Origin of the sequence: Leptolyngbya sp. DQ-M1 (assembly GCF_039962505.1) — a bacterium.
Taxonomy (GTDB): Bacteria; Cyanobacteriota; Cyanobacteriia; order Leptolyngbyales; family Leptolyngbyaceae; genus Leptolyngbya.
The window spans coordinates 26177-46927 of sequence record NZ_JAMPLJ010000003.1; the positions used below are offsets into that span (position 1 = coordinate 26177).

Consider the following 20751-nt stretch of genomic DNA (forward strand, 5'->3'; position numbering starts at 1 on the left):
CAATACAGAAACGGCAGCTACATTACCGTTTTGACTCTTCTACGCCTATAGAACTCTAGGACATCCGCCATGAATAGAAACAAAAAGCAATTAAAACTAGGTGCATTCTTGCCAGGATCGGGGCATCATGTGGCAGCATGGCGGCATCCTGATGCCCAAGCCGACGGTGGACTTAACTTTCAGCACTATACGCAGATTGCTCAAACCGCAGAGCGCGGTAAGTTCGATATGCTATTTCTTGCGGATGTGGTTGCCGTTGCTGACCGAGGACAAGGAACACCTGCTTCGAGCCGGTTGGGACAATTCACGGTTTATTTTGAACCCTTCACACTGCTATCTGCCTTGTCTGTGGTTACAGAGCGAATTGGTCTTGCTGCAACCGCTTCAACGACCTTTAATGAGCCGTATCATATAGCGCGTAAGTTTGCTTCACTCGATTACCTGAGTAAGGGTCGCGCAGGATGGAATTTAGTAACCTCCTCAACTGAAGCGGAAGCCCTGAACTTTAATCGCGATCGACATATGGAACATTCATTACGCTACGATCGCGCACTAGAGTTCTTCAAGGTTGTCACCGCCTTGTGGGACAGTTGGGAAGATGATGCTTTTTTGCGCGACAAAGCTTCTGGGCTGTATTTTGATCCCGATAAGTTGCACATACCAGATCATAAAGGTGAGCATTTCTTGGTGAAAGGTCCGCTCAATGTGGCGCGACCTCCGCAGGGCTACCCGGTGATTATTCAGGCAGGTTCTTCTGAAGATGGTAAGAATCTTGCGTCACAGACCGCAGAAGTTATTTTTACGGCTCAACAAACTTTGCAAGATGCTCAAGCGTTTTATGCAGATGTCAAAGCACGGGTTGTACAGCATGGACGATCGCCGGATCACGTCAAGATTATGCCGGGAGTGTTTCCAGTCATTGGCAGAACTGAGCAAGAAGCAAGAGATAAATACAATCAGCTTCAAGAGTTGATTCATCCGCAGGTGGGAATCGCACTGCTTTCAAGTATGATCGGTGCTGATTTGTCAGGTTATGAGGTTGATGCTTTGCTTCCAGACCTTCCAGAAACGAATGGTGGAAAGAGCCGTCAGAGGCTATTAATCGAACTCGCTCACCGAGAGAATCTAACCATTCGACAGCTTTATTTTCGGATTGCTGGAGCGCGGGGACATTGGACGATCGTGGGCACTGCAGCGCAAATTGCAGACCAGCTTGAGGAGTGGTTTATTGATGAAGGCGCAGATGGTTTTAACATCATGCCTCCTTATTTACCGAGTGGTCTAGATGACTTTGTGGATCTAGTCATCCCGGAATTGCAGCGACGAGGATTGTTCCGGACGGAGTATGAAGGAGCTACACTACGAGAGCATCTTGAATTACCAAGACCTGTCAATCAACATCATTTAACGATCGTTGAGCAGCAGCGATCAACAATTAAGGTTCCTGTTTAGAACTGCAAAAAGTATTGTCATCAGAAATGAGCGCTTAGGATCATGGCATCCAAACCTTCTCCAGATCACAATATAAGTTCTTAATTTCTGATGACTTTTCTACTGCCAGCTTATCAATCAATTAGTGCTGAAAGTAGAAAGTACAGACAACAAAATTTAAAAGCCCAAATATTTGATTTGGGCTAAATTACTTAGGTTAAATTGTGTCGTACTGCTTTATCGTACTGTTTTGGGAAAGCACAAACCAAAGCTTGTAAAATATCCTCAGATCAAGCTGCACTTAAATCTGCAACTAATATACTTTAGCCTTAATACTTACTCGACTATTGTCGCTGCTCGACGGCGGCAGAAACAATCTTGGTTAAAGCTGTTGAAGTCAGATTTAGAAACGATCGCGGTTCTATTTCTCTTGGCGCTCAGTTTTGCAACCGCAGTCGCTATCTTCACGCCAGAACCACCTGCCCCGGATGCTACCCAATCTCAGCGGATTGATTCTTAGTGCTTTAAATCTCGTAGTGCCAGATCGCTTCCGGTTGCAGTAATGTCACCTGATTCGGCAGTCGCTGAACAATGCCTTGCTGCTCGAATTGCTTAAGGACACGGGTAATCGTCACGCGAGTGGTTCCTAGCATTTCTGCTAAGTCTTGATGCGTCAGGCGCAGTTCAATCAAGTGTCCATGCTGCACTTCACGCCCAAACTTCTTCGATAGCCAAGTGAGTAGCTTTAACAGCATCTCCTCCACTCGGCGATGGCTGCGAATCAACATGAACTCTTCAGCCTGCTGTACTCGCTCCAGTAGAAAAGCAGGATCAGGATGCCACTCATTCGGAGAAAGTGGCGTGACCTCAACATCAGTTAGGCACTCGATTTGATAGGGATCGATCGCACAGAGAAACTTCCCAACTACATCTCCTGCGCCACATAAGCTCAATGTGACGGTTGAGCCATCTTCTAGCCAACTGAGCGTTCGTACCACTCCCGATTCAATTCGCCAAAGCGCAATTTGTTGAAGCGGAATTGTTGATCGACGTTTAAACGTTCGCGTTGCAGGTTGGACTGGCAATCGGGAAACGACAGAGGGAAGAATGGACTGCATGAGCAAGCCTCGGATCTAACAGAAGTGCAGGATAGCTACATAAGGCGATCAACAAAGATCATCTGAAAAACACATTAATTCGACCGATTTACCGTATTTATAGGATCTGATACTAGCACGATCGCGCTGTTTGTAAACCATTAAGCATCACCAATTTGATTCTTCGGAATTTAAGACAGCGCGTTTAGGGGATTAACAATAGAAAATGTACCTATGCAAAACTTTAGCGAGAAACAAAAAGCCTAAAATTCATATCCTCTGAGCTGGATAAACTCCAACGAGCAATACAGCTTCTAGTTTCCAACTGTGCAAATGCACACCATAGCCAAGCCAAGTTAAGTTCAACTCGATCGTTGATGCCTTAAAGACAAAAGCGAACCGATGAGTTATCAACAAGCAGGACTTTTCGACATTCTGCTTCAGAGGGCTGAACCCTCATCAAGTCAACCAGTCGTGAAAACCAATAAATAATCTCCGGGTCGCAGCAGGTCGTGAGACGCGCAATCTCTACTGCTAACTGATATGCAGTTTCACCTCTGGCGTGATCGTTTAGCCCTGCATGAGCCAGTAGATCAGCTTTCAAATCTCCTGGATATCGAGGCAGGTGCTTCTCACCCTGGAACTGAAGACGATCGAGCAACGGTTGCCAATCGATTTTTGTATCAATGTTAGGGTTCATCATTTGCATAATCAATTTGATATGCTTTTACCCTAAGAATTTACAACGATAAAAGCAAGCATTCTTTTTTGTTAGTTTCATAACTTCACGTTATGAAGGAAGTTATGAAACTAACAAATCATAAAATATTTGCTTCGTAGGGCTTATGAAGTGAGCTTTGTGCTCCTTGATTGACTGGTAGCTTGAAGATTAGGCATTTCTTGCCGACAGGTATGACAAAACCAGTACACTCCTGTTCTACGAATATGGCGAAGTAGTTTGTTAGAGCAGCAGGGGCAAGCACTCATTTGTCATTCTAATGAGAAAACATCTACCTCTATGTTACTGACTTCTTCCAGGAATAACCACATAATCCAATCGACTTTTGGGAGAATTGGGATCATTTCTTTAAAAGCCTATAAGCCGCCCGACTGCTGAGAATCTCGTTTCTTGTACTCGTTCTATCGAAAACGTTTCTTAATATCTGATGTAGCAACCTAGACAATGGATTTGTTGAAGTGAGGCGTTCAGGTGCATAATAAATTGAGGTGATGATTTTAAGAACAAATAATATTTGAAGTTATGAATAAGACCCTATATCTTGAGAAAAGTCTATATCTCGATCGATAAATAGAAAAATACGTTTGCCCTAACCCTAAAACGGCTTGCTCATTCTCCCGAAACTCTGCCATGCTTCTAGAACTTTCAGGTCGAACAAAATATGCACTCATGGCGATGCTGGAACTCGCTTCCATTTACAACAGTGGCGAGACGCTCCAAATTCGTCAGATCGCAGCTGCTCAGAATATTCCCGATCGCTACCTAGAGCAATTACTGGCAACCCTGAGACGAGGAGGGTTAATTTCGAGTGAGCGTGGAAAGAAAGGAGGGTATCTTTTATCTCGACCGCCGTGGAAAATTACGCTGCTTGAAATCGTCAACTGTATGGAAGGGGGCGATTCATCTGAGGCGAACGATGATTCTGACTCTGTTTCGGTCAGGGCTATTTCTGAAATTTGGCAAACTGTGAGAAAGGCAGCCGATGACGTGCTGGAAAAAAACAGCTTGCAAGACCTTTTAGAGAAACGCAATTATTTCCAGCAACCCATTACGATGTACTACATCTAAATTATTAAGCTATGGGCTTACATTGATACATTCAGGGACGAGCAGCTGACAAATTGTGCAGCGAGTTCGTTACTGGTATTGCGCTTCGTGATTGCTGAAGAGAGCCACGAAATTGAACAACGAGATTATTTAATGTAGTCATGTCCATCAGAAAAGCGTCATGACCATGAGGAGAGTGAAGTGTCGCAAGCGTTGCGTTCGGAATTAAGGCGGCAAGCTCTTCTTGTTCGATCGAAGGATAAAGAACGTCGGAACTAATTGAGACAATTAACGCAGATTGACAAATCTGTTGCAATGCAGAACTATAGCCCTCAGATCGAGCAACATCATGGTTATCCATTGCATGAGTCAGTGTGATGTAAGTATTGGCATCAAAGCGATCGACAAACTTACGACCCTGATAGTGCAGGTATTCCACAATCTCAAAGATTGCATTGCTAGCTTGCCGCCCGAATCGATCTGAGAAACTCGCCCAAGATCGGTAAAAGCTCATCGCCATCATGCGAGCCGTTGCTAAACCCTGAGCAGGTTGCTCGGTATAGTTTCCATTCTGCCAATTTGGGTCGGCATAGATTGCTTGTCGCTGCGCTTCACTAATGCCAATACACCAAGCAGAATGACGACCCGCAGCCGCAATGACCGCGATCGCTTTCACTTTCTCTGGATATAGAATTGCCCATTCCAGTACCTGCATTCCTCCGAGCGATCCGCCGATGACAAGTTTAAGTGATCGAACTTGCAAGGCTTCAAGTAAAACAGCTTGCAACCGCACCATATCGCGGATCGTAATTCTCGGAAACGTCGAGCCGTAGGGCTTTCCAGTATTTGGATTGATTGATGTTGCGCCTGTTGTCCCGTAGCAGCTACCCAGAATGTTGCTACAGATAATGAAGTCTTGATCTGTGTCGAGCGATCGTCCTGCACCCAGTAACGGTTCCCACCATTGATCAACATCGGCTGAACCTGTGAGCGCATGACACACGAGTACCGCATTATCTTGAGTTGCATTGAGCTTTCCCCAAGTGCGATATGCCACCTGAACTCTAGACAGAACATCGCCCGATTCTAAGGCGAATGGTTCTAGCAATTGGTAGAACTGCGTTTCGGGTGAGACAAAGCGCTGATAGTTCATGAGACCTGCTCAAAAGCCTGCTCAAAGTCTGCTTTAATGTCCTCAATGTGTTCAATTCCTACCGACACTCGAACTAAGTCGGGGGTCACGCCTGCTGATCGTTGTTCCACCAGCGTCAATTGCTGGTGTGTCGTGGAGGCAGGGTGAATTACTAACGTTTTTGCATCTCCAACGTTGGCGAGATGAGAGGCAAGTTTTACATGACTGATAAACGATCGACCCGCCTCAATTCCGCCTTTAATCCCAAAGTTCAACACACCGCTGAAGCCATGTTTCAGATACTTCTTCGCTCGATCGTGATAAGGATGCTCTGGAAGACCTAGATAGTTGACCCATTCCACTTTCGAGTGCTGTTTCAGCCATTGGGCGAGTTCTAGAGCATTATCTACGTGACGCTGAACTCTCAAGGAGAGGGTTTCTAATCCTTGAAGCAGCAAAAACGCATTAAATGGGCTGAGACACGCACCTAAATCTCGCAGTCCTTCGACCCTAGCGCGAATAATAAAGGCAATATTGCCGAATTGACTTTGTGTACCAAAGACATCATTAAAGTTCAGCCCATGATAGCCCGGAGCAGGTTCAGTAAAGAGTGGAAACTTCCCATTTCCCCAGTCGAACTTGCCGGAATCCACAATTACCCCTCCGATCGAGGTTCCATGTCCGCCGATCCACTTTGTTGCAGACTCAACAACAATATCGGCTCCATACTCGATCGGACGCGCTAAGTATCCACCTGCTCCAAAGGTATTGTCCACAATCAATGGAATACCGTTTTCATGGGCAATGTGAGCCAATGCAGCGAAGTCAGGAACATTGAACTGGGGATTGCCGATTGTTTCAACATACAGGGCTTTAGTACGGTCATCGATCGCACTCCGAAAGCTTTCTGCGTCATCCCCATCCACAAACTTAACGTTAATCCCCAACCTTGGCAGCGTTACTTTGAACTGGTTGTAAGTCCCGCCATAGAGATAGCTGGTTGAAACAATGTTATCTCCAGCTTGAGCAATCGTACTAATTGCCAACAGTTGGGCTGCTTGACCGCTCGAAGTCGCCAACGCTGCTACTCCGCCTTCGAGTGCAGCAATCCGCTTTTCAAACACATCAGTCGTCGGATTCATAATCCGAGTGTAAATATTGCCAAACTCTTGCAGAGCAAACAATCGGGCACCGTGATCCGCATCGTCAAACACGTAAGAAGTGGTTTGATAAATGGGGACAGCACGGGCATTGGTTCCGGGTGCAGGTTCTTGTCCAGCGTGGACTTGAAGCGTTTCAAAGTGATGAGATTGGCTCATGGGATGCCTTAAAATACGAAATCTCTATCGCAAAACCGTATTTTGATAGTGTAAAACACGATCGTTGAATAAGCAAGATGATTCAGAGCGCTAAATCTTTAGATTGAAATTCTTAGCCATTTCAATAATTTCCACACTGCTCCAGTGAAAAATCCTCTGTTGTTGAGCACTGTGAATACAAATTTGACTAATACCTAGCTCCTCCTGAACTAAATGAGCGATCGGAATTAGCTCTAGATACAGCATTGGATCAACTGTTACGTCCTGTTCGCAGTGAATCAGCAACAAATTTGTTGTTGTAAGTGGGAGCAAGGTAAGACGAGCATTTTCAAGCAACTTCGGCGCGATCGTGAGTAGACGATTGACAATGCTTGGTTCTTCAATGTTTGAGGACATAAACTTTCCTATTACACTGCATTTAGACGAGATAAAGCACGATCGCAAAACAGTCCCGCGACGATCGTGCTTCGAGCTTTTAGTAAGATCCGGGTGGTTCTTTTCGGGGCGGATCAGAAGGCGGTGTGCAAGCAAGCAATCTAGACGAATCCGAAGTTAAAGTTGGGGCAGAGATCGTGAAACCTGCAACTGCTCCAACTGTCAACAAAGAAATGAAGATAAATTTCATCGTAAGTTACCTACCCAAAACGAACTACAGAATTGCAGCGATACAAGCATGAGCTACCTTCTTGTACAGGAGCAATAAACTGCTGACAGACAAGGTGCATCTGCTTGCATCACTACATTGAGAACACTCGTTAAGCCACCTTATCAGCACCCGTTTCAACAGGTAGATCTGACTGGCTATACTCCGTCCATGATCCTTCGTAAACTCGCACTTTGGGATACTTCAATAGATGCTTCAGCACGACGTATTGTAATGTTGCTTCCCGCCCGGTGCTACACGATACGATCACATTGTCCGCAGGCGTAATCTTTTTTGATGCTAGGATTTGCTTAATTTCATCCAAAGACTTCAGCTTGTGGAAGTTTCCTTCGCTCGTCGCTGGATTGCCCGTTGTAAACGATACCCAAGGAATGTTTCGCGCTCCCGGAATATGACCATTGCGCGTCCAGATCTTCTCTTCACCACTAAACAATTTGGGCGGTCTTGGATCAATGAACTTGACTGTTGGTTGATTCAAAAAGCCGCGCACGTCTGCAAGCGTCACTCGAATTAAGGGATTATCCTGAACGGTAAAGCGAGTCAGTTGATACTTGGGGAATTCCTGAGTTACAGGTTGTCCTGATGCCTTGTACGCCGCAAATCCACCATCTAACACGGCAATATCTTTCACGCCCGATCGTTCTAACAAATAAGCCACCATAGTTGCGCCGAGAACATCGCGCCCATCCGAGTACACCAACACGCGGCTATTGCTCGATACCCCTGCTTGCGAGAAAAGCTGCCCTAACTTGCTTGTGTTCCAATATTGCACAGGCAGTAAGCCGTTGGGACCGCGAAATGTGTTGTCTGCAATATGAACGGCATTTGGCAAGTGCCCTGCAAAATACTCCAATGGGTTAATGCGAACATCTAGAACCCGGAGATTGCGATCGCTGCTATTTTTCGCAAGCCAATCCGGGGAAACAAACTGAATGGTTGCACTTTGGCTTGCCATTAACGGCGAACCCGAAAAAGCTGGAATGGCAATGAGGCTAACTAGAAGCGCAGCTAACACCGCTAGAACTTTGGGCTTCTTCAGCCTGAGACGCAGTAATTTCCGAATCATGACCTTAACCTGAAATGATGAGGATTGTAAAAGGAATGAGTGCTCCAAAAATACGGTATTTCGACCGGTTTACTGGATAAATCTATTTTCTAGAATTCCACAAATTGACAAAGATCTCAAGCCCGACAGCATCGAAAAGTTAGACCCTGCAGAGATTAACTAACTTAAGTAGATAGATGCTCTAGCTGATCCCTTCAAAGAACAAGGGAATAAGAAGTATGCTCAGCAGGATAAGCAGAGTGGTGATACAGACCAGCGTTAGGGTGAGAAGGGGAGTAGCACGATTCATCAAATTTCCTGACCCATATTTCAGTGGTTAAGGTTTTCGTAACTTTCAACTGTCAAGGATTCATTCTCCCTTTGGTTCGCGGTAGCCCTAGGTCGGCACAGGCTCATCTATTTGCAAAGATGCAGAAATTGAATTAGCGAACGGGATGATAGACAGGAGAGATTGTGCTGTGCTGAGCGATCTTCACATTGAGTTTTTAGAGATTTCTACTTGACCCAACGGTGCGATCACTCAATAAATACGATAAACCGATTGAATTACCGTACTTACTTAGATTAGATAGTAACACGATCCTGAAATCTGTGAAACATACAGCCCCAGTCGAGCAGGAGATCACCCTGCTACCGTCTAGACAAAATCCGCATCACAGTCACTTGATTGCAGAATCTAAGCTAGAGCGATGCAACACAGAGGCTCATCTTTGCGCTCAAAAATTATCTCGATCGCACTTCTAAAGGCTTTAAAACTATCGGTAACTTCCTAGTTCAGAAATTCCCGTAATTAGGTCAAATTTGAGGTGATTATTTTAGTAGCAAATGAAATTTTTCAGTATTTCTTATCCTCTTTAAAGCCTATAAAGGTGATTGGATTAGGTGAAATTCTGCACTTATTTTATTTGCTTGAAATCCTTAGAAGTCTTTTTATTCAAAGGTTTATTCTCAGATACGGCAAAAATTAATTTCATATTTTTATAACATTTCGCTTCAATCATCTCAATTTATCGTTTTGACAAGAAAGACTACTTGCTTCTATCAAGTAATAGGAATACAGTGAAAAACAACAAATCTAAATCGATTTTGAATCGGGCAAACCTTATCCATTCACACAGACAGACAGACAGACAGACCCCGGCTCTCAAACATTACAAGGAACGCTCTATCATGACTGCTGAAATTCCTATCTCTCCAAGCCTGCATGGCTTAAAGCGAGAGTGTCTCTCTTACGGTGAGGTGTTAGCCCAATCTTTTGCAGTGCTTGCTCCAACGACAGTCCCAGCGGCGGTGATGGGCTTAATCTACGCTTCATCAGGAAATGGCACTTGGCTCAGCTTTTTGCTGGGGATGATCGGACTGCTTTTCGTGGGCATCAACATTAACGAATTTGCCCGCCGCTCTGCTTCTCCGGGATCGCTCTATTCCTATGTGGTGAAAGGATTAGGTCCAACCGCAGGGATGTTGAGCGGTTGGGGATTGATTTTGGCTTACTTGTTCACCGGAATGTCTACTTTGTGCGGCTTTGCGATTTTTGGACAGAAGCTGCTGGGTTATGTTGGCATTCATACTCATATCTTGACGCTGTTTGCGGTGGGAGTGGCTGCGGCTTGGTATGCTGCTCACAAAGACATTCAACTCTCTGCCAAAATGATGTTGCTGCTGGAAGGCGCATCGATCGCTTCTATTTTGCTGCTCGGCATTCTGATTTGGGGGCATAAGGGTTTTGCGATCGATCCCGCTCAACTCACATTACAGAATGCAACTCCAGGGGGGATCACGGCGGGAATTGTCTTGGTTGTGTTTGGATTTTCGGGCTTTGAAAGCTCGACTTCGCTTGGAGATGAAGCCAAAAATCCACTGAAATCCATTCCCAGATCGGTCATGCAGAGCACGATTCTGGCAGGATTGTTCTTCATTTTCATGGCTTACGTCGAGGTTTTAGGGTTTCAAGGTGCATCGGTCGATCTAGCAAAAACAGAAGCACCGCTTGACTTCCTGGCGCACCAAGCAGGCGTAGATTTTTTGGGCATCTTGATTAGCTTAGGCGCACTGCTGAGTTTCTTTACTTGTACGCTGGGCTGTATCAATCCAACGGCACGAGTGTTGTTTCTGATGGCACGGCATGGTGTGTTTCATACCTCACTGGGTGCTTCTCACGAAGAGAATCTCACACCGCATACGGCGATCGCGCTCTCCTCGCTCCTGACTTTTGCGATCCCGACTGCCGTTTTATTGTTTGGGGTCACTCCGTTTGAAAGTCAAGGTTATTTCGGCACAATTTGCACCTATGGCTTTTTGCTAGTCTACATTCTGATTTCGATCGCGGCTCCGGTGTACCTGCATCGCTTGGGTCAACTCCGTCTGAAGAACATTGTCGTCTCTGTCTTTGGGGTTGCATTTATGATGCTTCCCGTCTTGGGAACGATCGGGATTCCTGGCAGCGATTTGTTTCCAGCTCCAGAGCCTCCTGCCAATGTCTTTCCCTATCTGTTTTTGTTGTATGTTGCCGTAGGTTTTGCCTGGTTTGTGTTCCAGCGTTACCGTTTCCCGCGATTAGCTCGACAAATGCAGCGATCGATTGAAGCCATTCATGACCATCACGCAGAGCAAAAAAAGGTTGATTAGCGATGAATGAATTGATCAAAGCATTTTCTACAGGCATCACCGCTTTCACTGCCACAAACTTAGATGACATCGTGATTCTGATGTTGTTCTTCGCGCAAGTGAATGCTCTGTTCCGCCGCAGACATATTGTAGCGGGGCAATATTTGGGATTTGGAGCGCTGGTATTAGCAACCCTGCCCAGCTTCTTTGGAAGTGCGTTGTTTCCGCGTCCTTGGATTGGATTGCTCGGACTTGTGCCGATCGCGCTTGGTGTGGTTCGATTGATCAATCCTGACTCGGACGAGTCTGATGATGAGTCATCTAATGAGCAACCGCAAAGCAATTGGTTAAGCAGTTTTCTGTCTCCGCAAACTTATAGCGTGGCAGCGGTGACTTTCGCGAATGGAGGAGATAACATTGGCATCTATGTCCCTTTGTTTGCCAGTGCAACTTGGGAAAGTTTATTGGTGATTGTCACTACGTTTTTCACGATGGTGGGTGTTTGGTGTTATGCCGCCTACCGATTAAGTCGGATTGATGCGATCGCGGATTCTCTTACTCGCTACGGGAATCAGCTCGTTCCGTTTGTGTTAATCGGCTTGGGTGTGCTGATTTTGATTGATAGCCACACGCTCGAAGATCGAGGACTCACCGTAATTGCTTTGGTGATCAGCAGCATGGGTTTGATTCATCTCATGCGTACCAACGTTCCTACCCTGACGAAAACTGAACAAAACGAACTTTAGGAGAATGATGATGAAAGGATTTAAGCTGGTCTTAGTGGCTTTAGTGATGTTGATTCAGATCGCGATCGTGCCCGCCGCTCTAGCCGATGCACCTAAATTGACAACCACACCGGAATATACTGAAGTGACAACGGCGATCGCGGATTTGCTCAACGCTAAATCTGATCCCGAAAACTCAGAGCTAAGTCCCGTCGAAATTGAACAAAAACTTGGCGCATTGAACTTACAGAAGTACATTCTCGAAACGGCTTCTGACTGGTCACAATGCCGAAATGAAACTGGGAAGACGATCGCCGTTTACGCTCACAAAGCGAAGAAAACGCCTCAACCCAGCACCTTGTACTATCTCGGAACTGGAAAAACTACAGATGATGATTGGAACTGTGATGGCATCTACTTGCCCACAGGTGCAAAACTTGCAGGTCAACCTGAGCTAACCCAGCCGATCGCGCTGCAATTTGTGAGTGGAACCCAACTCACGATTACAAGCAACCCAGATGGCGAAATTGAGCTTAACTTACCCGCCGCAAAAACTTTGACTGCATCACCTGACAGCACTTTGCCCATCCCAAATCTAACCCTAGCTAGTGTTGAGGCAACTGCTCCCAATGCTCCAATTGAAGATTAGACAGCGTTAAATCAATGGCAACTTCCCGATCGTTTCCGCAATTCTTTCGTCAAATTCTGGCAGCTCGATGGCGCACATTACTGCTCTTATTCACAGGTGTTGTATTGCCACTCATTGGCTTTGAGCAGTTCGCGATCGTCATTGGGCAACAAGGTACTTTTGCTTGGGATCAAGCAATTCTCACGGCAATTCACAGCACCGCTCAATCGATGCTTGATCGAATTGCGGTAACGATTACTCCGTTGGGTGTGTTTTATGGCGTTTTCCCCATTGCGACCCTAATCTCGATTGGATTGCTGTATCGACGGCGTTGGCGATCGCTCTCCTATTTATTAATCACACTGCTTGGCAGTGCTTTAATCAACCGCACTGCAAAAATCTGGCTGCATCGCGATCGTCCCGATCTATGGGAAACGCTCACACCGCAGACCGATTTCTCTTTCCCAAGTGGACACGCAATGTCAAGTATGTCCCTAGGTCCACCATAATGAACAGCTTTTGATAGATTACTTAAACGACTAATTTTCAACTCACCACCATTAAGATCGAGTAAACGATCGCCCGGAGTAACTTTTGTAGAAGGAATTGACAGAACCAGTTCCCAGCCATACTCCTGGGATTGGCCCTAATCATATCGCTCCCGTAAGAGTCCAATCGACCTTGCCATATTTCTGGATCACATCAGGGCAATGAGGGAAGCAGTCTCAAAAAAGAAGTCTGACATAGGCAGTCACGTTGATGACTAAAATTTATTAACGACAAGCTGTCCTACCTCACCTTGCTGTATTAATTAAGTACGGTAATTCGACGAATTTACCGTACTTAATAACATACACAATGAGGATGCAGATGAGCAAGCTTAGATCAGGTGTGTTAAATCAGATTCAAGGAAAATCAGTTTTGTTAACTCTCGCTGCCCGAATCATGAAGCACAGAGTGCAAATTCTGCAAGCCAACCCATTAGTGCGGACATTTATTCTTCTATTTGTAGCTGGTATAAGTTTGAGCTTGATGTTTAGCGCTTGCTCCAGCAACCCCTCTTCTAACGCAAGCCGCATACCAGGTGTTCAACAAGCCAATGTGACGCTCAACCTCGTGTCTTTTTCAGTCACTCAGGCAGCGCACGAAAAAATCATTCCCAGATTTGTCGAGAAGTGGAAGCAAGAACATAATCAAACAGTTCGATTTAATACCAGCTATGGTGCCTCTGGCCCACAAGCCCTAGCTGTAATTGAGGGGGGACAAGAGGCTGATATTGTTCACCTCTCACTGGCTCCAGATGTGAAAAAACTAGAGCAGGCTGGCTTTATTCAACCCGGATGGGAAAAGAAATTTCCGAATGAGAGCGTTGCTAGTCGGTCAGTCGTAGCGATCGTAACTAAAGCAGGCAATCCCAAACGAATTAAAACTTGGGCTGATTTGGCAAAAGATGGGGTAAGTGTCGGGACTCCCAATCCCCAAACTTCTGGTGGAGGAAGATGGAACTTTCTGGCACTCTGGAATGCGGCGTTAAGCAATGGAGGCAGTGAAGCGAAAGCACGAGAGTTCGTCACTAAAATTTATCGAAACACACCTGTCCTTCCTGAAAGCGCCCGCGAAGCAACAGACGCATTCTTTAAAGCGAAGCAAGGAGATGCCCTAATCACGTATGAAAATGAAGTGATCTTGAAGGCGCTGAACGGTCAAAAATTGCCCTATATCATTCCTGAAACGAATTTCTCAATCGACAATCCTATTGCCATTGTGGATAAAAATGTTGATAAACATGGGACTCGTCAGGTGGCGCAAGCCTTTATTGAATTTCTCTACACATCGGAAGCACAGCAGGAGTTTGCCAAAATTGGCTATCGTCCATTGAACGACAGCGTTGCACAGGTCAAAGAGCTGAAGAGCCAGTTTGTTCCAGTTAAGACACTGGCAACCGCTAAAGGCTACGGTGGCTGGGCTGAAATTGAGAAGAAGTTTTTTAGTGAAAATGCTGTCGCGAACAGAATTCTGCAAGATAGCAAATCGTAATCAGGCTCATCCTTCCGAAAATACGGAAGTCAGAGCATTGAAATCAAAACCTTGCACAAGCTGGGTCATATCGTGGGGGAGATTGGTAATCTCCCCCCATAATTGACTAAAACTAATGCCAAAGCCATACTGCAACACCAGAACGATCGCGGCAATTGCTACAATCAACCCCGCACCAGCTTTTAAGATTCTAATCACTAGCATGCTCGATAGAATCAAGACTGCGATCGCTGCTGCGATCAACACAACTTGTGAATCAACCGAGCTCAGTAAACCATCCATAATCAAATCCGTAAATGAGTAAAAAACAACAAGAAAGTTAATTGAAGTGATTGAACGAAACAAGCTCTACAACAAAACAGGCTCTACAACAACAGGAGAAGCATCGATCGATAGTGGGGCTTGCGATCGTCGTAAGAAATTCCAAGCAACCAGCAATCCAATGATTGCTAGCCTAATCCAATTGGGTGGGACTAAATTAGGTTGCAAGGCTTTACAGAGTAGCCTTTCTAATAAGTAGGCGGGTTCTAATCAGGCATTTGGAGTTTATAAACCCGCCTCTCATTGACTTATCCGAATTTGTTTAGCACTGCCTAGTCGTCAACTTCGATCGCTGCTAAGTTGCTGGGAATGCGAGACTCGATAAACGCCTGAGATAGATTTGGAACTGCCCAGTTGCCGTCCCCTGCTTTCAAAACTTGTGTAGGCGGTACATTCAGGTTCAATTCTCCGGTATCTGGATTGGTTTTAGCAACCAGTTGAGTCCCATTCAAGACTTTGTAGGCTAATGGCTGAGTAACCTCTACGCCTGCAACTTGAATGCCACTGGGAAGATAAAACCCGTTACAGTCCCATCCTTCAGGAGTACTTTCTCCACTGGCTAGAAAGTACAGTTCACTGTCAAAGGCTGCCTTGGATTCTTCACCAGAAGGACCATAGACCGCGATCGTTTTACCCGTATCATTGCGACACCGTCCCCACGTGATGCCAGATTCCATCGCTGCTTTCTGGATCTGCAACTCATCAATCTTTTGCTGAAGTTTGGGGCTACGACCTTGAGCTTCTTTTTGAGCCAGCAAACGATTCAAGGATTGTGTGAGTTCAATATATTCAGGATTTTTAGTAACTTTGGGAGGGTCTGCTAAAGAAGGTTGAGCGATCGCGAGGTTGACCAAAAACATCAGTATGACGATCGCAAGTTTGAACAGAGTCTTCATATTTTTTCTCCAATAAACACCAGAAATATCTTATTAATGTGCTTTCTTCATCTAGTGTGAGGCTTTTACTTGCTGAGAATCTATTACAGGCACATAAATTCATCCTATGAAGCTTGATTGATAAGAGCAAACACCATTTTTTGTTAAATCAATAAATCCCTTTGATTAAATTCCTGAAGCGAGCTAATAGACAGGTCCCACCAATACTGATTGTGAATTGCTGTACATTCGTGCCAAAACATCATGCAGCTCATCATAGATGCTAGTTCCCATACTTTGGCAGCAGCTTCCAAACAGCATTACGCTCAGTCAACTTCAACCCGCTCATTACTTCAAATTATCAACATAAAAAAGAAGAGTATTTGCACTTATTATTTGAGCTGCGTAAAGTGAAACCATAGCGAATGCAGCACACGTAGAAAACACACTGCATCTATCAGAAACTTCAAGTAACTTAACGAGAAAGGTCAGCCGTGAATTCAAATCAACCTACTCCACCCGATACCGATACCAACCGGCAATCCGCAGTTGTTATAAATCCTAGAAAGGTTCAGCCTCCTGAGAAGAAGCCCTTAACTCTCGGTCAAAAGATAGCAGACAAAATGGCAGCAAAAGTTGGCTCTTGGGCGTTTTTGATTGGACAATCGACTGTGCTAGCGGGTTGGATTACGTTTAACTCCGTCCCCGGTATGCCTCACTGGGATGAACAACCCTTCATTCTGTTGAACCTGGTATTTTCGTTTGCCTCTGCTTACACTGCTCCGGTTGTCTTGATGAGCCAAAATCGTCAGTCAGAGGAAGATCGGGAAAATGCGAATCACAACTACCAGGTCACAGTACAAGCCGCTCAAAATCTCGAACTACTTCACCAAAAGTTGGATGCTGAGTATTCCAAGAAGCTAGATGAACTGACGATGTTGATCAAGCAGCAACAGCAAGCTCAGAGTGAAGCCAAAGTCGTCTTTGTACCGGCTGAAGTGAAAAATGAGTTCGATTCCAGCATGAACACAGCCCTACCGCTGCTCAACCACCTATCGAAGGGCACGGTTTACGTCAATTCTGACAAGAAGGTTGATGATATTAAAGTCAAAATTAATAACTAGCAAAGCTTGCTCTTTACCAATCGTCATCTCTTCTCTGCCAGCAATGATGGCTGATGACATTGCGCCAACGCTTAGAAGATTAGTGGGAAATCACTAGTATGAAAAATGCTGCGTAAACTTGAGCGAGACTGACGATTAAGGGAATTACAGTGCTTAATTTTAAATACTCCCGGTTAAGTTGATAGTGCCTAAGACAAACCTCACAAGAATTAGCATCGCTGCCAGGTTTAATCTCTAGCACTTAAACGTTCATAGCGCAATCCGATCTAACAACTTCTGGCTCCAGACTTGTTCCATTACTGCGCACGCCCTTGGCGCAGCGAAGCTGTTCGCTGCACTTTCAACTTCAACCCTCTGTTTAGTTGAGCGCTTGAGCCGCTTCGCGTGAACCTATCCAAGCATCCAGAGCGAGCGTGAAGTTTTTGGGATGCTGCAAGGTAAAGGAGCGCCCCTGTTTCAGTAAATTGCCTTGGCAAAGAATTGGGATGCGAGCTTGGTAGGCTTTGACCGCGAGTTCATAAGTTGGATCACCCAGATCAAACTGGATGCGGCGAAGTTTGCAAGCGACTACTCCCATGATCGTCACTCTGCCCTCGGTCACGCCTTCGCGGATATCGGTCACAATCCCTTGAATCGTGGTATTCGGCAGGGTGGTTAACAAGTCATGCAGAATATCGAGTTGCGGGCAGCTTTGCTGTGCCAAAGGCAACGCCCTTTCACTTCTTCCAGCGTATCGAGCAACTCATACATTCGGCAAGGAAAATCGGCAAGCGTCTGGTCGGATGGGAGGAGTACTGGACTCGACGAATTTCCATTGCGCGTCCATGGGGAAGCATTGTGAACGGCTGGTGCATAATTCGCTTTGATCCCGATGGCAAAGAAATGATGCGCGTAAAACTGCCCGTTCAGCGCCCCACCGCCTGTACGTTTGGTGGAGTCGATCGAACGACACTTTACATCACAACCGCATCCGTCGGGTTAAGTGAGGCAGAAATCGAAGACAGCTTTTACTCAGGTGATTTATTTGGTTTGCCAACTCACCGCGTTGGCTTACCGACTTACTGCCTCCGGCAGTAACGAGCAACTTCTAAGCTTTTCAACATTATCGGATTGGAGGAACCCATTCGTGGTTGGCTTTTTGAGTTCGTGTTTGATTTGATGAACTACTGTAGAGATGTAAAGCAACTTTGGGTCGAGCGAAGGATTGGGCCTACTATCAAAGCAACAGTTCAGTGTTTCATTTTCCCCGATACACAGGTTTCGTCTGTGATTTCGACAACGGTAGAAGATAGCGCACTGCAACCCCCCTTTCAGCAGCAGGGCTAGAAGGGGGGATTTAGGGGCAGGTCGGTTCAAATCGAAGCGAAAAAACTCATCGAGCTGACGTTAATTCAGGCACAGTATTATATCAAGCTGCATGGAATTGCAAGGGAAGTACGTTAACCTCTCAATTTCTGAGTATTCTCAACCAAGCTCTGAGCAAAGGCATCAAAGCGCTTCGACAATCCTTCATCGAGTAACTTACCGTCTTCGCTAAATGCCTTCCAAGCTTGTCCAACCGCAACCTGTTCAGGAATTGTCCAAGCGTGAATCCAACGTAAAATAATTCGCAGATCATTCAGCGAATTGTTGTTCGACTGTCCACCCAAGACACTAATCACGCCGGTTACTTTTCCGGTGAATTCCTCAAATCCCATTAAATCAAGCGCGTTTTTCAGCACACCGCTAACGCTGCCATGATACTCCGGTGTCGCTAAAATCACGGCATCTGCTTCACTGACAGCCTGTTTAAGCTTTGCAACCCCTGGATAATCCGGATAATCGTCGCTACCATCACAGAAGGGCAGGTTAAGCGATCGTAAATCCAAGAGCTCTACCTCTGCACCCAGGGCTGCAACGCGATCGGTGGCAACCTTCAGCGCTTTCTGACTGTATGAGCCTGGTCTTAAACTTCCTGCGATGCCAACTACTTTTACCATTGAGCTGATTCCTTGGAGACGATATGCTATTATCATAAACAAAACAAACTCGTAATGACTACGCCTTAAGCCGTAATTTAGCGATTCGGTTAAAACGACAGGAGAATTTTCGATGACGCAAGCAGTTCAACTCACTCAGTTAGACAGTCCTCAAGAATGGGATTTGTCCGATCTCTATCGAGGTTTTGACGATCCAAAGTTGACGCAGGATCTAGAGGCGTTGCAGACGCAAGCCAGCGAATTTCGCGACTCATTTCGCGGCAAAGTTAAAGAGTTAACAGCAGAACAGTTAGCCGAATGTTTTAAAGCGTTAGAAGCGATCGCCGAAAAATCAGGCTATCTCTACGCTTTCCCATCCCTAATTTTTTCCGCCGACACGCGCAACACCGAAGCAAAGCAATTCCTCGACAAAGTCATGGAAGCGCTGACCGGAGTTGAAAACCAATTACTGTTCTTTGATCTAGAGCTTCAAAGTTTAGAGGCAGATAAGTTTGATCAACTACAAAAAGCTTCAGTGCTTTCAACCTATCAACACTATCTAAACCGAATTGCAAAATATCGTCCGCATACGCTGTCCGAAGAAGTAGAACAAACTCGTAATCAGGATAGTTTGACTGGACGACAAGCCTTTATTCAACTGCGATCGGTGCATCTCGGTGAACAAGAATATGAGCCGGTCACGACTCCAGACGGTCGCACGGTCAATACTGAATCCGAACTGAGTGCGCTGCTGTATCATCCTGATCCAGAGATTCGCACTGCTGCTTATCAATCGGTTCGCAAAGTGATGAAGCAGCACAATTCGCTGTATGCCTACATCATGAATACGGTTGCCCAGGATCACAAGCTGGAAAACCAGATGCGCGGCTATGAGTCAACGCTGCATAAGCAATTGCTAGCTGATGAAGTGTCTGAACCAGTGTTCCGGGCAATTATGACGGGAACGGGCGATCGCTTTGATTTATTCCAGCGCTACTACCAGCTAAAAGGTCAAGCATTGGGTCAAAAGATTCGGACTGCTGATCTTTACGCCCCTTGGACAACCGAAAGCGCTCCCCCTGTAACTTACCAAGCGGGTGTTGAGACTTTACTGTCTGCCCTGGATCAGTTCGATCCGAACTATGCTCGACGTGCAGAAGAGTTCTTCTTGAACAACTGGGTGGATGCGAAGGTGCGTCCCGGTAAACGGGGGGGTGCATTCTGCTCCTACACCTACGGCAAACATAGTTATCTATTGATGTCGTACACCGATGACTATAATTCGCTGTTTACCTTGGCGCATGAGATGGGTCACGGGCTGCACTTTGCTTGGATTGACGATCGTCAAACTTATTTCAATAGTAATCCGCCAATGGTTCTAGCAGAAATTGCTTCAACCTTTAATGAACTCTTACTACTGGATTATCTGTTGAAGCAGGCGAAAGACGATAAAGCATTGACTAAATCGTTGATCACTCGACAGCTTGAAGATCAATTGAATCTACTGTTCCGGCAGAGTACGATCAGCCGATTGGAATTGGCAATCCACGATCGAGCGGCTCAAGGTAGCTTTGATCAGACCTTTGTGAATGAGGAATGGATGAAGCTATATCAGACCTTGTGTGGTGATGCGGTTGAAGTGCTGCCTGAGCATCAGTATGACTGGGCACGGATTGGACATATCTATTTCAAGCCGTTCTACTGTTATCAGTACACTGCATCGAACATTGTCAGCCTTGCTTGCTATCAGAAGTATCTTGAAGTTGGTAAAGACTTTATTCCGGGTTACTTGGAGCTTCTAGCAGCAGGAGGTAGCTTAGATCAAGTGGCTGCACTGCGCCAATATGTGGGTGTGGATATTGAAGATCCAGCCACGATTCGAGGTGCATTGACTTATGTTGAGAAGCTGTTAGATCAGTTACAAGCAAGCCTGTAGTTTAGCAGAAAGACCTGTGATCGACGATCGCAGGTCTTTTTATTG

At 45.7% G+C, this 20751-nt stretch carries 21 protein-coding genes; 11 read left to right on the forward strand and 10 right to left on the reverse strand.

The window, feature by feature from the left end:
- The first annotated feature begins 69 nt into the window (after positions 1-69).
- Both NC981_RS09850 and NC981_RS09855 read left to right on the forward strand, forming a co-directional pair.
- Positions 70-1452, forward strand: coding sequence for an LLM class flavin-dependent oxidoreductase (locus NC981_RS09850; protein ID WP_348242677.1), 1383 nt, complete (start codon positions 70-72; stop codon positions 1450-1452).
- A gap of 229 nt (positions 1453-1681) precedes the next feature.
- Positions 1682-1951, forward strand: a complete 270-nt coding sequence (locus NC981_RS09855; protein ID WP_348242678.1) for a hypothetical protein — start codon at positions 1682-1684, stop codon at positions 1949-1951.
- Positions 1952-1955: 4 nt separating this feature from the next.
- On the opposite strand, the gene NC981_RS09860 is transcribed toward NC981_RS09855, so the two are convergent.
- A complete protein-coding gene (locus NC981_RS09860) occupies positions 1956-2549 on the reverse strand; it encodes a Crp/Fnr family transcriptional regulator (protein ID WP_348242679.1) in 594 nt (197 codons plus the stop codon).
- Positions 2550-2910: 361 nt separating this feature from the next.
- On the reverse strand, positions 2911-3231 hold the full coding sequence (locus NC981_RS09865; RefSeq protein WP_348242680.1) for a hypothetical protein: 321 nt from the start codon (positions 3229-3231) through the stop codon (positions 2911-2913).
- Between the two features lie 666 nt (positions 3232-3897).
- On the opposite strand from NC981_RS09865, the gene NC981_RS09870 reads away from it, so the two are divergent.
- A complete protein-coding gene (locus tag NC981_RS09870) occupies positions 3898-4335 on the forward strand; it encodes an Rrf2 family transcriptional regulator (RefSeq protein WP_348242681.1) in 438 nt (145 codons plus the stop codon).
- A gap of 31 nt (positions 4336-4366) precedes the next feature.
- Here NC981_RS09870 and metX read toward each other — a convergent pair whose 3' ends face one another.
- From metX to NC981_RS09890, 4 genes are all read right to left on the reverse strand, one after another.
- Entirely contained in the window at positions 4367-5467 is a 1101-nt protein-coding gene (gene metX / locus NC981_RS09875; RefSeq protein WP_348242682.1) for a homoserine O-acetyltransferase, read from the reverse strand.
- Positions 5464-6765, reverse strand: coding sequence for an O-acetylhomoserine aminocarboxypropyltransferase/cysteine synthase (locus NC981_RS09880; RefSeq protein ID WP_348242683.1), 1302 nt, complete (start codon positions 6763-6765; stop codon positions 5464-5466). Before NC981_RS09880 ends, metX begins: the two co-directional genes overlap by 4 nt.
- Positions 6766-6855: 90 nt before the next feature.
- Positions 6856-7161, reverse strand: a complete 306-nt coding sequence (locus NC981_RS09885; RefSeq protein WP_348242684.1) for a hypothetical protein — start codon at positions 7159-7161, stop codon at positions 6856-6858.
- A 359-nt stretch (positions 7162-7520) separates the two neighbouring features.
- Complete coding sequence (locus NC981_RS09890; RefSeq protein ID WP_348242685.1) at positions 7521-8495, reverse strand: sulfurtransferase; 975 nt, start codon at positions 8493-8495, stop codon at positions 7521-7523.
- A 1170-nt stretch (positions 8496-9665) separates the two neighbouring features.
- On the opposite strand from NC981_RS09890, the gene NC981_RS09895 reads away from it, so the two are divergent.
- The 5 genes from NC981_RS09895 to NC981_RS09915 all read left to right on the forward strand — a co-directional run bounded on the left by NC981_RS09895 (position 9666) and on the right by NC981_RS09915 (position 14492).
- The gene (locus NC981_RS09895; protein WP_348242686.1) at positions 9666-11123 is read left to right on the forward strand and encodes an APC family permease; all 1458 of its coding nucleotides are present in this window, start codon (positions 9666-9668) and stop codon (positions 11121-11123) included.
- 2 nt (positions 11124-11125) lie between these two features.
- Entirely contained in the window at positions 11126-11848 is a 723-nt protein-coding gene (locus tag NC981_RS09900; RefSeq protein ID WP_348242687.1) for a cadmium resistance transporter, read from the forward strand.
- A gap of 10 nt (positions 11849-11858) precedes the next feature.
- Complete coding sequence (locus NC981_RS09905; RefSeq protein ID WP_348242688.1) at positions 11859-12476, forward strand: hypothetical protein; 618 nt, start codon at positions 11859-11861, stop codon at positions 12474-12476.
- Between the two features lie 14 nt (positions 12477-12490).
- Complete coding sequence (locus tag NC981_RS09910) at positions 12491-12964, forward strand: phosphatase PAP2 family protein (protein ID WP_348242689.1); 474 nt, start codon at positions 12491-12493, stop codon at positions 12962-12964.
- Between the two features lie 361 nt (positions 12965-13325).
- On the forward strand, positions 13326-14492 hold the full coding sequence (locus NC981_RS09915) for a sulfate ABC transporter substrate-binding protein (RefSeq protein ID WP_348242690.1): 1167 nt from the start codon (positions 13326-13328) through the stop codon (positions 14490-14492).
- A gap of 6 nt (positions 14493-14498) precedes the next feature.
- Here the strand turns inward: NC981_RS09915 and NC981_RS09920 are convergent, their stop codons facing one another.
- On the reverse strand, positions 14499-14774 hold the full coding sequence (locus NC981_RS09920) for a hypothetical protein (protein ID WP_348242691.1): 276 nt from the start codon (positions 14772-14774) through the stop codon (positions 14499-14501).
- A 311-nt stretch (positions 14775-15085) separates the two neighbouring features.
- Positions 15086-15709, reverse strand: a complete 624-nt coding sequence (locus tag NC981_RS09925; RefSeq protein ID WP_348242692.1) for a hypothetical protein — start codon at positions 15707-15709, stop codon at positions 15086-15088.
- 473 nt (positions 15710-16182) lie between these two features.
- On the opposite strand from NC981_RS09925, the gene NC981_RS09930 reads away from it, so the two are divergent.
- Positions 16183-16812 (forward strand): DUF1003 domain-containing protein, encoded by a 630-nt coding sequence (locus NC981_RS09930; protein WP_348242693.1) that lies wholly within the window; start codon positions 16183-16185, stop codon positions 16810-16812.
- A 358-nt stretch (positions 16813-17170) separates the two neighbouring features.
- Here the strand turns inward: NC981_RS09930 and NC981_RS09935 are convergent, their stop codons facing one another.
- Positions 17171-17515, reverse strand: coding sequence for a hypothetical protein (locus NC981_RS09935; RefSeq protein WP_348242694.1), 345 nt, complete (start codon positions 17513-17515; stop codon positions 17171-17173).
- On the opposite strand from NC981_RS09935, the gene NC981_RS09940 reads away from it, so the two are divergent.
- Positions 17509-17889: an SMP-30/gluconolactonase/LRE family protein gene (locus NC981_RS09940; protein WP_348242695.1), complete on the forward strand. Its 381-nt coding sequence runs from the start codon at positions 17509-17511 to the stop codon at positions 17887-17889. The genes NC981_RS09935 and NC981_RS09940 overlap by 7 nt on opposite strands.
- 362 nt (positions 17890-18251) lie before the next feature.
- Here NC981_RS09940 and NC981_RS09945 read toward each other — a convergent pair whose 3' ends face one another.
- The gene (locus tag NC981_RS09945; protein WP_348242696.1) at positions 18252-18791 is read right to left on the reverse strand and encodes an NADPH-dependent FMN reductase; all 540 of its coding nucleotides are present in this window, start codon (positions 18789-18791) and stop codon (positions 18252-18254) included.
- Positions 18792-18903: 112 nt separating this feature from the next.
- Here NC981_RS09945 and NC981_RS09950 point away from each other — a divergent pair, with 112 nt between their 5' ends.
- Positions 18904-20706: a M3 family metallopeptidase gene (locus tag NC981_RS09950; RefSeq protein ID WP_348242697.1), complete on the forward strand. Its 1803-nt coding sequence runs from the start codon at positions 18904-18906 to the stop codon at positions 20704-20706.
- The last annotated feature ends 45 nt before the right edge of the window (positions 20707-20751 follow it).

Coding starts and splice junctions, on each gene's coding strand:
- NC981_RS09850 (WP_348242677.1), top strand. CDS start 70: ATGAATAGAAACAAAAAGCAATTAAAACTAGGTGCATTCTTGCCAGGA.
- NC981_RS09860 (WP_348242679.1), bottom strand. CDS start 2,549: ATGCAGTCCATTCTTCCCTCTGTCGTTTCCCGATTGCCAGTCCAACCT.
- NC981_RS09865 (WP_348242680.1), bottom strand. CDS start 3,231: ATGATGAACCCTAACATTGATACAAAAATCGATTGGCAACCGTTGCTC.
- NC981_RS09870 (WP_348242681.1), top strand. CDS start 3,898: ATGCTTCTAGAACTTTCAGGTCGAACAAAATATGCACTCATGGCGATG.
- metX (WP_348242682.1), bottom strand. CDS start 5,467: ATGAACTATCAGCGCTTTGTCTCACCCGAAACGCAGTTCTACCAATTG.
- NC981_RS09880 (WP_348242683.1), bottom strand. CDS start 6,765: ATGAGCCAATCTCATCACTTTGAAACGCTTCAAGTCCACGCTGGACAA.
- NC981_RS09885 (WP_348242684.1), bottom strand. CDS start 7,161: ATGTCCTCAAACATTGAAGAACCAAGCATTGTCAATCGTCTACTCACG.
- NC981_RS09890 (WP_348242685.1), bottom strand. CDS start 8,495: ATGATTCGGAAATTACTGCGTCTCAGGCTGAAGAAGCCCAAAGTTCTA.
- NC981_RS09895 (WP_348242686.1), top strand. CDS start 9,666: ATGACTGCTGAAATTCCTATCTCTCCAAGCCTGCATGGCTTAAAGCGA.
- NC981_RS09900 (WP_348242687.1), top strand. CDS start 11,126: ATGAATGAATTGATCAAAGCATTTTCTACAGGCATCACCGCTTTCACT.
- NC981_RS09905 (WP_348242688.1), top strand. CDS start 11,859: ATGAAAGGATTTAAGCTGGTCTTAGTGGCTTTAGTGATGTTGATTCAG.
- NC981_RS09910 (WP_348242689.1), top strand. CDS start 12,491: ATGGCAACTTCCCGATCGTTTCCGCAATTCTTTCGTCAAATTCTGGCA.
- NC981_RS09915 (WP_348242690.1), top strand. CDS start 13,326: ATGAGCAAGCTTAGATCAGGTGTGTTAAATCAGATTCAAGGAAAATCA.
- NC981_RS09920 (WP_348242691.1), bottom strand. CDS start 14,774: ATGGATGGTTTACTGAGCTCGGTTGATTCACAAGTTGTGTTGATCGCA.
- NC981_RS09925 (WP_348242692.1), bottom strand. CDS start 15,709: ATGAAGACTCTGTTCAAACTTGCGATCGTCATACTGATGTTTTTGGTC.
- NC981_RS09945 (WP_348242696.1), bottom strand. CDS start 18,791: ATGGTAAAAGTAGTTGGCATCGCAGGAAGTTTAAGACCAGGCTCATAC.
- NC981_RS09950 (WP_348242697.1), top strand. CDS start 18,904: ATGACGCAAGCAGTTCAACTCACTCAGTTAGACAGTCCTCAAGAATGG.